The 15,457-nt window shown below is 68.7% G+C and carries 5 protein-coding genes; all 5 read left to right on the top strand.

What is annotated here, in order from left to right; all coding sequences use genetic code 11:
* The first annotated feature begins 64 nt into the window (after positions 1 to 64).
* The 5 genes from Q5H93_RS20600 (at position 65) to Q5H93_RS20580 (ending at position 14,995) form a co-directional block, all read left to right on the top strand.
* Positions 65 to 3,472: a phage tail-like protein gene (locus tag Q5H93_RS20600; protein ID WP_305008588.1), complete on the top strand. Its 3,408-nt coding sequence runs from the start codon at positions 65 to 67 to the stop codon at positions 3,470 to 3,472.
* A 102-nt stretch (positions 3,473 to 3,574) separates the two neighbouring features.
* Positions 3,575 to 7,363 carry a tail fiber domain-containing protein gene (locus Q5H93_RS20595; RefSeq protein WP_305008587.1) on the top strand — a complete coding sequence of 1,263 codons (3,789 nt, stop codon included), beginning with the start codon at positions 3,575 to 3,577 and terminating at the stop codon, positions 7,361 to 7,363.
* 102 nt (positions 7,364 to 7,465) lie between these two features.
* On the top strand, positions 7,466 to 11,770 hold the full coding sequence (locus Q5H93_RS20590; protein ID WP_305008586.1) for a tail fiber domain-containing protein: 4,305 nt from the start codon (positions 7,466 to 7,468) through the stop codon (positions 11,768 to 11,770).
* 102 nt (positions 11,771 to 11,872) lie between these two features.
* Positions 11,873 to 12,664: a phage tail-like protein gene (locus Q5H93_RS20585; RefSeq protein WP_305008585.1), complete on the top strand. Its 792-nt coding sequence runs from the start codon at positions 11,873 to 11,875 to the stop codon at positions 12,662 to 12,664.
* Positions 12,665 to 12,697: 33 nt separating this feature from the next.
* Positions 12,698 to 14,995, top strand: coding sequence for a beta strand repeat-containing protein (locus Q5H93_RS20580; RefSeq protein WP_305008584.1), 2,298 nt, complete (start codon positions 12,698 to 12,700; stop codon positions 14,993 to 14,995).
* Positions 14,996 to 15,457: the final 462 nt, after the last annotated feature.

The following is a 15,457-nucleotide window of genomic DNA, read 5'->3' as shown; positions in this document are numbered from 1 at the left end:
GATGCGCGGGATGGCCGGGGCGAGGAATTTTGGGGCCGTAATACCTCCCCTTACTCTGCTGCTTATGCAACTCCGTTACCCGCTGCGCCGGCTGCTGCCGGCGCTGCTGCTGGCCCTGCCCCTGGCGGCCCGCGCCCAAACGCCCGGCGTGGGCATTGGCACCACCGCGCCCGATGCCTCGGCCGCCCTCGACATTGTGAGCTCCAGCAAGGGCGCCCTGCTGCCCCGCGTGGCGGCGGCTAGTTCCATTGCCAGCCCGGCCACGGGGCTGCTTGTGTTTCAAACCAACGCCCCGGCCGGCTTTTACTTCAATGCCGGTACGCCCGCCGCCCCCAGCTGGCAGCAGCTGGCCACGGCGGCGGGCGCGGCCGTGACGGCCAGCAACGGCCTCACCAAAACCGGGGCCGACATTGCCCTGGGCGGCACCCTCACCCAGCCCACCACCCTCGACCAGGGCAGCAACGCCCTGGGCCTGACCGGCGCCGGCAACCTGGGCGTGGGCACGGCCAGCCCCGGCGCCCGCCTCGACGTGGTGGGCTCGCTGCGGGTAGGCCAGGCCGGGCAAATTGCCCAACTCGTGTCCGATGGCAGCGTCGGCGGCCAGACCAGCATCGGGCAGAGCTTTACGCTGCCGGTAGGCGCCACCATTACCCAGGTCAACCTGTATTCGGCCACGAGCAGTCCCACCAGCACCACGCTGAAAATCTACCAGGGCGCGGGCCTGACGGGCACCGAGCTGGCCTCGCAGGCCGTGACGCTGCAGGCCGGCGGGCCCGCCGGCCTGCAGGCCTCGCCCCTGGTGCTGACGACGCCCCTGGCCGTGGCGGCGGGCACCTACACGCTGGCCGTGCAGGGCGGGCCGCTGGCCCTGGCCACCAACGGCACCAACCCCTACGCGGGCGGCATGCAGTATGGCACCACCACGGGGCCCCGCCCCGCCAGCGACCTCAAGTTTGCGGTGTACTATACCCTGGGCAGCACGCCGGCCGCCACGCTCTACGCAGATGGCGGGCGCGTGGGCGTGGGCACCGAGGCCCCCACCGCCACCCTCGACGTGGACGGGGCTACCCGCCTGCGCGGGCTGAGCACGGCCGGCTACGTGACCACCGATGCCCAGGGCAACCTGGGCAGCGCGGCCGCCCCCGCCATCCCTACCAGTGCCGACTACGTGCAGAACCAGACCACCACCGCCCAGCCCGGCGGCTTCCGGGTGAGCGGCGCCGGCACGGTGGGCGGGCTGCTGACGGTGGGCGACGGAGCCGCCATCACGGGGGCTACCACCATCAACACCACGGGCCCGGCTACCACTGCCATCGGCAGCAATAGCAATGCCACGAACCTGGCCAGCTCGGTGGTAACGATTGGCACCACCAGCTACGCCACGACGACGACCATCGGGGCGGGCTTGGGCAGCACCACCAACATCGGCAGCGGGGTCAGCAGCAACACCACCATCGGCGGCCGGAACACCACCACCATCATCGGCAACGGTGGCACCACCACCATTGGCAACGAGGTCAGCAGCCTTATTACCATTGGCAGCAGCGGCGGCAGCACCACCATTGGCAGCGGCGGTGGCTTCACCAACATTGGCAGCGGCGGCGGCTTCACCACCATCGGCAACAGTGGCGTCACCATCATCGGCAATGGCAACACCAGTGCCACCGACATAGGCGGCGGCGGCAACAGCGCTATCAGCATCGGCAGTGGCGCCTTCAGCAACACCACTATCAGCGGCGGCAACGGCAGCAACACCGCCATTGGGGCCGGCGCGGCCAGCGGGCCGGTCATCATCGGGCGCACGGGCGGCGTGGTGAAGGTAGTCACGCTGGCCCCGCTGCAGCAGGTCGTGACCGATGCCAGCGGCAACCTCAGCAGCCAGCCCGCGCCCGCCCTGCCCACCGGCGCCGACTTCGTGCGAAACCAGGCCACTGCCGACCAGAACGGCAGCTTCCGCCTCAGCGGCACCGGGGCCCTGGGCGGCAACCTGGGCGTGGGTAGCACCGCCGCGCCGGCCCAGCGCCTGACGGTGGTGAGCCCCGACAACGTGGCCAGCACCGACATCGTGAAAGTAACTTCCCTCAACGGCGCTTCGGGCGTGAGCCTGGGCTATTTTGGGCTGCGCGCCAGCGGCAGCAACCCCAACGACCGGCTCACGCTCGATGCCAAGGGCACCGGCCCCATCTTGCTGGGCACCGATGGCGGCACCGGCAACGTGGGCGTGGGCACCAGCAGCCCCGGCCAGAAGCTCGACGTGAGCGGCAACACCAACGTGAGCGGCAGCAGCTACGTGGGCGGCAACGTGGGCATCGGCACCAGCAGCCCCAGCACCCGCCTGAGCATTTCGCCCAGCACCACCGAGGCCAAAATCACCCTCTACGACACCGGCAACGCCACCGACCACTACGGCTTCGGCGTGAGCGGCGGGCAGCTCAACTACCACGTGCTGAGCAGCAGCGACCAGCACGTCTTCTACGCCAAGGGCCGCAACGGCAGCGGCGGCGGCGCCATCGAGCTGCTGCGCATTCAGGGCAACGGCCGCGTGGGCATCGGCACCAGCAGCCCGGCCCAGACGCTCGACGTGGCCGGCAACGCCACCGTGAGCGGGCGCGTGGGCATCGGTGTGGCTAGCCCCGTGGCCCCACTGCACGTGAGCGGCGGCGTCTCGGTGGCCGCCAGCGGCACGAAAGCCTATTTCTTCCAGGGCAGCACTGGCTTGAGCGGCGACGCCAGCACCAGCGCCCGCGCCGTGGCGGCCTACTTTACGGGCGGGCAGGTGTTTGTGAATGATTATATCGTGGCCGGCGCCCTCAACGTGACCAGTGACCGCCGCATCAAGCGCGTCATCGGCCTCTCGGACCGGGCCGCCGACCTGGCCTTATTAAATAAGGTGCGCATCACGGACTACACCTACATCGACCAGCACGCCAACACCGATAAGGTGGTGAAAAAGGTCATTGCCCAGGAGGTACAGGAGCTGCTGCCGGCCGCCGTCAGCCAGAGCCGCCAGGCCATTCCCAATGTGTACGCTCGCGCTGCCCGCGTCAGCTTTGCCGATGGGGTTATTACCCTCGTCACCACCCGGCCCCACGAGCTGCCCGCCACCGGTGGCACGCTGCGCCTCTACACGCCCCAGAACCAGGAGCTCACCGTGGCCGCCACCGTGCTCGACGCCCACACCGTGCGCTTTGCCAGCGCCGAGCCGCACGCCGACGGCCTGTTTGTGTACGGCAAATACGTCGATGATTTCCTGAGCGTGGACTACGACGCCCTCACCACCCTCAACGTGAGTGCCACCCAGGAGCTGGCCCGCAAAGTGGAGGCCCTGGAGCAACGCAACGCCACGCTGGAGGCCCGCGCCGCCGCCAGCGATGCCCGCGCCACGGCCGACCACGCCGCCCTGCAAACCCTGCAGCAGCAAGTGGCCCGCCTGCTGGACGAGGCCCCGGCCCCCGCCCAGGCCCGGCGCTAGGCCAACTGGGCGGCCGGCAATAAATAGCATACCTATGCGATGCGCGGCATGGCCGGGGCGGGGAACTTTGGGGCCGCAATACCTCCCCTTATTCCGCTGCTTATGCAACTCCCTTACCCTTTGCGCCGGCTGCTGCCCGCGCTGCTGCTGGCCCTGCCCCTGGTGGCCCGCGCCCAAACGCCCGGCGTGGGCATCGGCACCACCGCGCCCGATGCCTCGGCCGCGCTCGACATTGTGAGCAGCAGCAAGGGCGCGCTGCTGCCCCGCGTGGCGGCGGCTAGTGCCATTGCCAGCCCAGCTACCGGCCTCATTGTGTTTCAAACCAACGCCCCGGCCGGCTTTTACTACAATGTCGGCACGCCCACGGCCCCCAGCTGGCAGCAGATTGCGACGGCGGCAGGCGCGGCCATCACGGCCAGCAACGGCTTGAGCAAAACCGGCCAAAATATTGCCCTCGGTGGGACGCTGGCCCAGAACACGACCATCGACCAAGGTACTAACAACCTGCTGCTGACCGGCACGGGCAACCTGGGCGTGGGCACGAGCAGTCCCACGGCCCGCCTTACAGTAGCCCAAACCTTGCGCGTGGACAACACCGGTACGTCGCTCTATCAGACTGGTCAAAGTGCTTCCAACGGCGCGTTCTTTCGGCTCAATACGCAAACCTTTATGCTGGCCGTGGGCACCGTCATTCGCCAGATTGACGTGTACGCTAATGGCGGCACGGGCACCTTTGAAGTGTTTAAGGGGCTGCCGGGCGGGACGGCCTTGTCATCGCAAACGGTAACGTACACATCGGACTACGGCCTGACCACGGTGGCGCTGGCAACCCCGGTAACTGTGACAGCGCCCGGAGTGTATTCGTTTCGGGCGGGCAACGCCGACTACGTGGCCTTCTCCAGCACTAACACTTATGCTGGTGGGCAGGCGTACAGTAACGCTGGCAGTTCCTATGCCAACTACGATTTAAAGTTTGCAGTGTACTACGACGGGCCCAGCGATGCCACGTTTTACGCCGCACCGAGCACGGTTGGCATCAACACGAGCAGCCCCACGGCGGCCCTCGACGTGGCCGGCAGCACCCGCCTGCGCGGCCTGCCCACGGCCGGCGTGGTGACCACCGACGCCCAGGGCAACCTGAGCAGCAGCTCGGCCACGGCGGCCTTCGGCAGCAGCTTTATTCAGAACACGACCACCGCGCAGGCCGGGGCCAGCTTTAACATCGCCGGCAGCGGCACGGTGGGCAGCGGGCTCACCGTGAGCGGCCCGACGAACATCAACACTGGCAACGGCACCACCACCATCGGTGGCTTTGGCAGCACGACCACCATCGGCAGCTCCGGCTTCACCCGTATCGGCGATAACGCTGGCGGCACCAGCATTGGCAGCCCGGGCAACACGACCACCATCGGCAACGGCGGCTTTGTGCGCATTGGCGGCAGCGGTGGCGGCACCAGCATCGACGGTGCCACCTCCATCGGCGAGGACAACAACAGCGCGACCTTCATCGGCACGGGCAGCGGTAGCGGCGCGGTCACCATCGGGCGCAGCGGCGGCACCGTGCAGGTGAAAAGCCTGCCCACGGCCGGCGTGGTGACCACCGACGCCAACGGCACCCTCAGCAGCAGTAGCAGCGTGGGCGCGGCCGACGCCACCACGGCCAGCAACGGCCTCACCCGCACCGGCCAGGACGTGGCCCTGGGCGGCACCCTCACCCAGAACACTACCGTAACACTAGGCAGCAGCAGCCTGAGCGTGCTCGGCAATTCGGCCACGTTGCAAATCAGCCAGCCCGTGGGCAACGGCAGAATGAATGCCAACCAGTCTACTGGTGTAGGCCAGAGCTTCACGCTGCCCGCCGGGGCCCGAATTACGCAGGTCGATGTATACGTAGCGCAGTTTTCACTTCCGCCGAGCGGCAGCGGCACGCTCACGCTGTACCAGGGAGACGGGACGGGCGGCGCGGTGCTGGCCACGCAGGCGGCCACCTACGCGGCCTACCCGGCCGTGAGCAGCCTGGTGCTGGCTACGCCCGTGGTGGTGGGCGCGGCGGGCAGCTATTCGTTTAGCCTGGGCAGCAGCATGCCGTTTATCATGTCGGGCAACAATGTGTACGCGGGGGGCACGGCGTATGCTGGTGCCACAGCCTTGGCGTTAAATGACTTGCGCTTCACGGTGTACTATACCACGCCTACGTTGCCGGTGCTGTATGCGGGCACCAGCAGCAACGTGGGCGTGGGCACCAGCAGCCCCACAGCCCAGCTCGACGTGGACGGCAGCACCCGCCTGCGCGGCCTCACCACGGCCGGCCTCGTCACCACCGACGCCAGCGGCAACCTCAGCAGCAGCGATGGCGGCGACAGCTTCATCCAGAACCAAACCGCCGCCGACCAGAGCGGCAGCTTCCGCCTCACGGGCAGCGGGGCGCTGGGCGGCAGCCTGGCCCTGGGCAGCACCGCCGCCCCCGCCCAGCGCCTGAGCATCACCAGCGCCGACAACACGGCCAGCACCGACATCGTGAAGGTGACCTCGCTCAACGGCGCCTCGGGCGTGAGCCTGGGCTACTTCGGCCTGCGCGCCAGCGGCAGCAACGCCAACGACCGGCTCACGCTCGACGCCAAGGGCACGGGCGACATCCTGCTGGGCACGGGCGGTGGCAACGGCAACGTGGGCATCGGCACCAGCAGCCCCGCCCAGAAGCTTGACGTGAGCGGCAGCGCCGCCGTGAGCGCCAACCTGGGCATCGGCACCAGCAGCCCCGGCAGCCGCCTGAGCATCTCGCCCGCCAGCACCGAAGCCAAGATTACCCTCTTTGAGAGCGGCGGCACCGACCACTACGGCTTCGGGGTGAGCGGCGGGCAGCTCAACTACCACGTGCTGAGCACCAGCGACCAGCACGTCTTCTGGGCCAAGGGCCGCAACGCCAGCACCGGCAGCGTGGAGCTCATGCGCATTCAGGGCAACGGCCGGGTGGGCATCGGCACCAGCAGCCCGGCCCAAACCCTCGACGTGGCCGGCTCGGCCACCGTGAGCGGGCGCGTGGGCATCGGCGTGAGCAGCCCCGTGGCCCCGCTGCACGTGAGCGGCAACGCCTCGGTGGCCGCCAGCGGGACGAAAGTCTACTTCTTCCAGGGCAGCGGCACCGCCCTGGGCACCGACGCCAGCACCGCCGCCCGCGCCGTGGCGGCCTACTTCACCGGCGGGCAGGTGTTTGTCAACGACTACATCGTGGCCGGGGCCCTGAACGTGACCAGCGACCGCCGCATCAAGCGCGTCATCGGCCTCTCCGACCGCGCCGCCGACCTGGCCCTGCTCAACCGGGTGCGCATCACCGACTACACCTACATCGACCAGCACGCCAACACCGACAAGGTCGTCAAGAAAGTCATTGCCCAGGAAGTGCAGCAGCTGCTGCCGGCCGCCGTCAGCCAGAGCCGCCAGGCCATTCCCAACGTCTACGAGCGCGCCGCCCGCGTGCGCTTCGCCGACGGGCACATCACGCTCACCACCAGCAAGCCCCACGAGCTGCCCACCGCCGGCGGCACGCTGCGCCTCTACACCCCCGCCAACCAGGAGTTGCGCGTGGCCGCCACCGTGCTCGACGCCCACACCGTGCGCTTTGCCAGCACCGAGGCGCACGCCGACGGGCTGTTTGTGTACGGCAAGTACGTCGATGACTTCCTGAGCGTGGACTACGACGCCCTCACCACCCTCAACGTGAGCGCCACCCAGGAGCTGGCCCGGCAGGTGGCAGCCCTGCAAGCCGACAACGCCCGCCTACAAGCCGCCGCCACCCAGGCCGCGGCCGACCATGCCGACCTACAAACCCTGAAAGAGCAAATGGCCCGCCTGCTGGGCGAGGCCCCGGCCCCGGCCCAGGCCCGGCGCTAGCCTGCGGAAGCGCATGGTAGCGTATCGCATACATATGCGATGCGCGGCATAGCCGGGCCGGGGAACTTTGGGGCCGCAACTACTCCCCATCCCCTGCTGCTTATGCAACTTCGTTACTCCCTGCGCCGGCTGCTGCCGGCGCTGCTGCTGGCCCTGCCCCTGGCCGCCCGCGCCCAAACGCCCGGCGTAGGCATCGGCACCACTGCCCCCGATGCCTCGGCCGCCCTCGACATTGTGAGCAGCAGCAAGGGCGCCCTGCTGCCCCGCGTGGCGGCGGCTAGTGCCATTGCCAGCCCGGCTACCGGCCTCATTGTGTTTCAAACCAACGCCCCGGCCGGCTTTTACTACAACGCCGGCACGCCGGCCGCGCCGAGCTGGCAGCAGCTGGCCACGGCGGCGGGCGCGGCCGTCACGGCCGGCAACGGCCTCACCAAAACCGGCCAGAACATTGCCCTGGGCGGCGCCCTCAGCCAGAATACCACCCTCGGCCTCAATGGCAACAGCCTGGAGGTGAATGGGGCGACGGTATCGCAGCAAATTGCGCAGCTGACTACCGACAACACCACCGGTACGGTCGCGCCCGGGGGCTTGGGCCAGAGCTTTCAGCTGCCGGCCGGAGCCACCGTGCGGCGGGTGGATGTGTATGGAGCGGGCAGCGGCACCTTTCGGCTGTTTAGCGGCACGCCGAGCGGCTCCGTGCTGGCGACGCAGGCCGTGAGCTACACCCCCAACCAGGGCCTGACGAGCGTGGTGCTGACCACGCCCGTGACGGTGGGCGCAGCGGGCACCTATTCGTTTCAGACCGGCAGCTCGGGGGGGTTTGCCATCGCTGAGAGCGGCGGCTACTCCGGCGGCACGGCCTACCTGGGCGCGAACAGCGTCAATAGCTGGGATTTGAAGTTCGCGGTGTACTACACCACGCCCACCGGCACGGCGCTGTACGCCAGCAGCAGCGGCGGGGTGGGCCTGGGTACCAACGCGCCCACGGCCACCCTCGACGTGGCCGGCAGCACCCGCCTGCGCGGCCTGCCCACGGCCGGCGTGGTGACCACCGATGCCCAGGGCAACCTGAGCAGCAGCAGCACCAGCGGCAGCTTCGTGCTCAACCAGGGCGCCACCGACCAGCCGGGCGAGTTCCGCCTGACCGGCCTGGGCCGGGCGGGCTCGCTGCTGGCCACTGGCAACGCCTCCATCAACACCCAGGGCGCGCACCTGCAGTGGAACCGCAGCGGCGGCAACGGCGAAACCTGGCTGCTGAACCAGAAGGGCGGTGGCACCAGCAACGCGGGCATCCGCTTCGGCAAGAGCGACCAGGCTGACAACATCACCGAGTTTGGCCGCTTCATCGACAATGGCTTTCTGGGCCTCGGCGACTTCACCAACTACGGCGATACCCCGCTCACGCGCCTGAGCATCACGCCCGGCATCACCGAGGCCAAGATTACGCTGTACGATGGGGGCTTCCCCTACAATCACTTTGGCTTCGGGGTGAGCCCCGGGCAGCTCAACTACCACGTCGACGTGCCGGCGTCCAACCATGTCTTTTACGCCGAGGGCAAGAACGGCAACGGCACCGAGCTCATGCGCATCCAGGGCAACGGCCGGGTGGGCATTGGCACCACCACGGCCAGCGGCGCCCCCACGGCCCTGCTCGACGTGAACGGCAGCACCCGCCTGCGCGGCCTCACCACGGCCGGCCTCGTCACCACCGACGCCAGCGGCAACCTGGGCAGCACCACCACCGTGGGTGCGGCCGACGCCACCACGGCCAGCAACGGCCTCACCCGCACCGGCCAGGATGTGCAGCTCGGCGGCACCCTCAGCGGGGCCACCACCCTGGCGCAGGCGGGCTACGCCCTGGGCCTGACCGGCGGCAACCTGGGCGTGGGCACGGCCACCCCCGGCCAGCGCCTGAGCGTGGTGAGCACCGACAACACCGCCAGCACCGACATCGTGAAAGTGACCTCGCAGAACCTGGCCTCGGGCGTGAGCCTGGGCTACTACGGCCTGCGCGCCAGCGGCAGCAACCCCAACGACCCGCTGACCCTCGACAGCAAGGGCAGCGGCCCGCTGCTGCTCAACACCGGCGGCAGCACCGGCAACGTGGGCATCGGCACCACCGCGCCCAACACGCGCCTGAGCATCACGCCCGGCAGCGTCGAGGCCAAGATTACCCTCTTCGACGGCGGCAGCACGGCGGCGCACTACGGCTTCGGCATCAGCGGCGGGCAGCTCAACTACCACGTGCAGGCGGCCACTGCCCAGCACGTGTTTTATGCCGGGGGCAAGAACGGCGACGGCACCGAGCTGCTGCGCATCCAGGGCGATGGCAACGTGGGCATTGGCACCACGGCGGCCAGCGGGGCACCCACCCAAAAGCTCGACGTGAACGGCAACGTGCGCGTGCGTACCCTGGGCCCGGGCGTGGTGAGCGCCAGCGCCAACGGCACCCTCAGCAGCAGCGACGGCAGCGGCAGCTTTGTGCTCAACCAAAGCGCCACCGACCAAACGGCTAACTTCCGCATCAGCGGCACCGGCGCCGTGGGCGGCAACCTGGGCATCGGTACTACCGCGCCCAACTACCGCCTCGACCTGGGCCCCGGCTACGGCAGCTCGGCCACCGACGCGGCCACCAAGAAGCTGGCCGTGTACAACGGCGCCGCCGGCACCGACTTCTACGGCCTGGGCGTGAGCGGCGGCTACCTGCACCTGTTTGCCGGGGCCACCAGCACGGGCGCCCCCGCCCTGAGCATCAGCAACGGCGGCAGCGTGGGCGTGGGCACCAGCAGCCCCCGCGGCCGGCTCGACGTGGCCGGCAGCGGCGACAGCTACCTCGTGGCCAACCCCAACAACGGCGGCAGCCAGAACGTGTACCTGCCCGGCAGCCTGTTTCTGGCGCCCTTCAGCGGTACCAGCGGTACGGCCTACGTGCAGGCCCGCGTGCCCAACCCCGGCAGCAGCACCAACCTGGCCCTGACGCTACGCACCACCAACAGCGGTGCCCTGCTGGACGCCCTGCAACTGAAGGCCGACGGGGCGGTTATCTTGCCCGCGCTGGGCGGCAGCGGCACCCGCGTAGTGGTGGCCGACAACAACGGTACCCTCAGCGCGACGCAGGCGCTACCCTCCGCCTCGACCTTCGTGCAGAACCAGAGCGCGACGGACCAGGCTGCCAGCTTCCGCATCGGCGGTGACGGGGCCATTGCCGGCCGGCTGGGGCTGGGCACCACGACGCCCAGTGCGCGACTCTCCGTGGCCGGCGATGTGCTGGTACAGGGTACCAACACAGCGTCGGTGACGCAAACCAATGCCATCGACAACCGTTACGCGACGAGATATCTGGCCACTTATGTCTATACCGGCCAGACGTTCACCTTGCCAACTGCCGGCGCGCTGACGCGTCTTACCGTGCAGACCGGCAACACCACAGCTTATCCCTCGCAGCTGCGCATTTTCAATGGCTCGACGCTGGTGTATACGCAAAGCGTCTCGGTGGGGCCCGGCCTCAACACCTTCACCATTAACACGCCCGTAGCCCTGCCGGCCGGCCAGCATTTCTTCGAGTTTTTCTACCAGGGCCCCTCCAACGACACCAACCTGCTGCGGCAGATGGACGACACCTATGCTGGGGGCTACTCTACTTATGATTTCGGCAGCGGCCCGCAAAGCACGGGCCTAGACCTGTACTTTCGCCTGGAATATACCACGACGACCACTACCGCCGTGCCGTCCCTCGTCGTCACGACGAACGGCCGCGTGGGCGTGGGTACTAGCAGCCCCGGCCACCCGCTCACTATTCTGGCCGATGGCAGCGCCAACGGCGCCCTGCTGGGCTTGTACGACAACTACGGTACCGACAAGTATAACTTCAGCCTGGCCGGCGGCGGGCTCAACCTGAGCGAGAGCAACGTGGCGGGCGGCCGCCTCTTCGTGCAAGCCACCTCGGGCAACGTGGGCATCGGCACCACCACGCCGGCCTACAAGCTCGACGTGAACGGCATGATTCGCGGGGCCAACGTGTCGCCCTCCGACCGCCGCCTCAAGCAGGACATTCGCCCGCTGGGCCCTACGCTGGCGCAGCTGCTACAGCTGCACGGCGCCCGCTACCGCTGGAATGCCCTGGGCGTGGCCCGCGGCGGCGAGGCCGGCCGCGCGCAAATCGGCCTCATTGCCCAGGAGGTGGAGGCGCTGTACCCCGAGCTGGTGAGCACCGACGCCGAGGGCTACAAGGCCGTGAACTACGCCCAGCTGACGCCGGTGCTGCTGGAGGCCATCCGGGAATTGAAGGCCGACAACGACGCCCTGCGCGCCGACGCCGCCACCGACCACGCCGCCCTGCAAACCCTGCAGCAGCAAATGGCCCGCCTGCTGGGCGAGGCCCCGGCCGGCACCCAGGCCCGGCGCTAGGGCGGGCGGCCCGGCGGGCGCATATCGCATGGGTATGCGAGGCGCGGCGGGAACGACGGGAGTAACTTTGTGGTTGCACTTATCCTCCTTACGCTTCTGTTTATGCACAATCGTTACTTTCGGCGGCGCTGGCTGCTGCCGGCGCTGCTGGCCCTGCCCCTGGCGGCCCGCGCCCAAACCGGCGTCACCATCGGGGCCACCACCGCGCCCGATGCCTCGGCCGCGCTCGATATTGTGAGCTCAAGCAAGGGCCTGCTGCTGCCCCGCCTGACGGCGGCGGCCCGCCTCGGCATTGCCAACCCGGCGGCCGGGCTGCTGGTGTACCAGACCAACGCGCCCACCAGCGGGGTGGGCAGCGGCACCACGCCCGGCTTCTACTACAACGCCGGCACGGCCACGGCCGCCCGGTGGCAGCGCCTCACCGACAACAACGGCGTGAGCTACGACCCCGCCACCGGCCTGCAGGTGGGACCCACCACGCCCACCACCACCACGCTAAGCCCTTACAACGCTCTCGGCGGAAACGAGTCGCCGTTTAACGGCAGCAACAACAGCCGACGGGTGGCTTCCTACATTCCGGCCAGCGTGCTGCTAGGGGCCGGCGTGAACCCCAACCTGCTGCTGACGGCCCTGGGCGTAACCGTGACAACGAAGGCCAGCACGGCCCCGTTTACCAACTTCACGCTGCAGCTGGCCAATGCGCCCAGCAACCCGGTCGGCAGCACGACCGATGGGGGCCTGGTGATGACCACCGTGTACACGGGCACCATCAGCACGGTGGGGGGGCTGAACACGATTCCGTTCACGACGCCCTTTAAGTGGGACGGCGTGAGCGGGCTCTACGTGCAGTCGTGCTTTGTGAACACTGCCGCCGTGGGGGCTGATGTTATCTAGGCTACGGGGGCGGGCGCGAACTCGACGCAGTGGGTGGCCGGCGCCGCCGTGTGCGGCACCAATTATACGCTCAGCAGCTCGGCTATTCCCTTGCTCACCCTCACGCAGGGCGGGGCCTACACCCTGCCGGCAGGCGCGGGCCAGCCCGGCCAGGTGCTCACGCAGCAGGCTGGGGGCGCGGTGCGCTTTCAGGACCCGCAGTGGACGCAGAACGGCGCGGCTCTCTACCCCAGCACGCCGGGCAGCAACATCGGCATCGACACCTCCACGCCCAACGCTCGCCTGAGCATCTCGCCCACTACCACCGAGCCCAAGCTCACCCTCTTTGACGGGGGCAGCCGGCTGGCCCACTACGGCCTGGGCGTGAGCGGCAGCCAGCTCAACTACCACGTGCTGACCAGCAGCGACCGGCACGTGTTTTATGCCAAAGGCCGCAACGGCGATGGCACCGAGCTGCTGCGCATTCAGGGCGACGGCAACGTGGGCATCGACATGGGCGGAGCTGCGCCCGGCGCCCGCCTCGACGTGCGCGGCGGCGTGCTGGCCGGCGGCTCCAACGGCGTGGGCGCCCAGGGCGCCCACCTGCAATGGAACCGCAGCGGCGGCGAGGGCGAAACCTGGCTTATCAACAACCTGGGCTTGGGCAACGCCGCCGTCAGCGGCATCCGCTTCGGGGGGGCCACCACCGGCAGCACCACCACCGTCACGGAGTGGGCGCGCTTCCTGACCAACGGCAACCTGGGCCTGGGCACCACCACGCCCGGTGCCCGCCTGGAGGTGGCGGGCCAGGTGAAGATTACCGGCGGCGCGCCCGGCCCCGGCAAGGTGCTCACCTCCGACGGCAGCGGCCTGGCCACCTGGGAAAGCGTGGCCGGCGCCGCCGCCACGAACTTCGTGCAAAACCAAACCGCTGCCGCGCAGGCCGCCAGCTTCCGCATCGGCGGCAGCGGGCGCATCGACGGCGAAAACCAGGGCCTGCTAGTGGATGCCGGGGGCGCGGCCCGCGTGGGTCTGATGAAGTACGCCGGCCACGAGGCCGGCCTGTGGCGCGCGGCGGGGCAGGACTTCGAGATTGGTCGCACCGACGTGAGCGACCTGACCACCACGCCCACCACCTACACCACCGATGTGTACGTGGACGGTACCGGCAACGTGGGCATTGGCACGGGCACCGCCGCCGCCGCCCGCCTGCACGTGGCCGGCACGGCCGGCACGAGCAACGTGCGCCTCGAAAGCCTGGGCGGCACCGGCACCCGCCTCGTGACGGCCGACGCCAGCGGCAACCTGGGCAGCAGCACGTCCACGGCGGCCTTCGGCAACGAGTTTATTCGCAACTCGGGCACTGTGCAGGCCGGCGCCGTCTTCAACATTGGCGGCGGGGGCGTGGTGGGCGGCTCGCTCACGGCCAATGGCGGGCTCAACGTCACGGGCCCTACGTTTATCAACAACACGGGCACGGGCACCACGCTGGTGGGCAACTCGTCGAGCGGGGCAGTGTCTGTTACCGGCTCCTCGGTGTCGTTGGTCAGCGGCGTCAATAGCCTGAGCCTCAACACCAGCAACAACACCCTTTTCGGCGGCGCCAACAGCATCAGTTTGCTCACACCCGGCGGGGGCGCGCTGAGCATGGGCAGCACGGGCGTCAATTTGAGTAGTCCCAATGGCAACCTTCTTATAGGCACCGGCAATACCATAGCCCTGGGCAACGCCAACGGCACGCTGAACATCAACGGCACCAGCATGTCGCTGAGCAGTGCCCGGGGTATGCTGAACATCGGCAGCAACTGGTCGGCCAGCAGCCAGGGGGCAATAAGCTTCATCAGCAACGCCGGCACCAGCTTCTACAGCTCGGGGGCTTTCGACATCCTCAGCACGGGCGGTTTCACCCTCAATAGCTCCTCCGGAACCACCATCACGGCCGGCCCCAACTCCCTGACCGTCCTCAACAATGGCGTGGGCGTGGGCACCACCGCCCCCACCAGCACCCTGCACACCACCGGCACGGTGGCCGTGGGCGTCACGAATGGCCTGGCCGGCAGCCCCAGCCCCGGCGTGGCCCTCACCGCCACCGCCTACAACGGCCTGAGCCCCAGCGGCACCAACAGCCACTACCAACTGCCCAACCCCACTACCTGCGTGGGCCGCGTGTATTACCTGCGCAACAACAGCAGCAGCGAAATGGCCACCCTTCACACCGCCGGCGGCCTGCTCTTCGATGGCGGTGACGCCACGGGCGTAACTGGCTACGGTCTGAGCCCCAGCGGCAGCAGCAAAACCGTCACCGTCATTTCCGACGGCACCAACTGGACCGTGCTGCGTAGCGGCAACTAGCCCCGGCCGCCCGGCCCGGCCCTCTGCAGGCCCGATGGCCTTTTACGACAATGCCACACGCCGCTCCCGGCTTCGGGAGCGGCGTTTTTGTGCCCGCTGGGGCCGATTGTCGGATACGCCTACCCAGTTGGACAATGCCGGCCGGCGGGTCTATCCAAAAAAAGAATAAAAAAATAACGCGCGGCTATTGCAAAACCGAAACGCGCCCCTATATTTGGCCCGTTGACCGCTAACAGGCAGGCCGTTGGGCCTGCCCTGGCAGCGCTCGGCCCTGCCCGCAGGCCCGTCAGGCCCCCGGCGGGTGGCGCGGGGCAAACGGCCCGGCGTGGGAGCCCTGGTGTGCCCTCTGGCATTGGTCTTGCGCCACGCCAGAATAATCTTGTGTAGCGCAGCACTGGTATTGCGTCATACTATAGCACTGTTGCGTGGCACAGCACTGGTTTTACGCGGCGTACTATCGAT

The sequence above is a fragment of the Hymenobacter aranciens genome, from assembly GCF_030580865.1.
GTDB classification, from domain to species: domain Bacteria; phylum Bacteroidota; class Bacteroidia; order Cytophagales; family Hymenobacteraceae; genus Hymenobacter; species Hymenobacter aranciens.
Note: the sequence above shows the minus strand (reverse complement) of the source record. Positions and strands in the feature narration are given on the sequence as shown.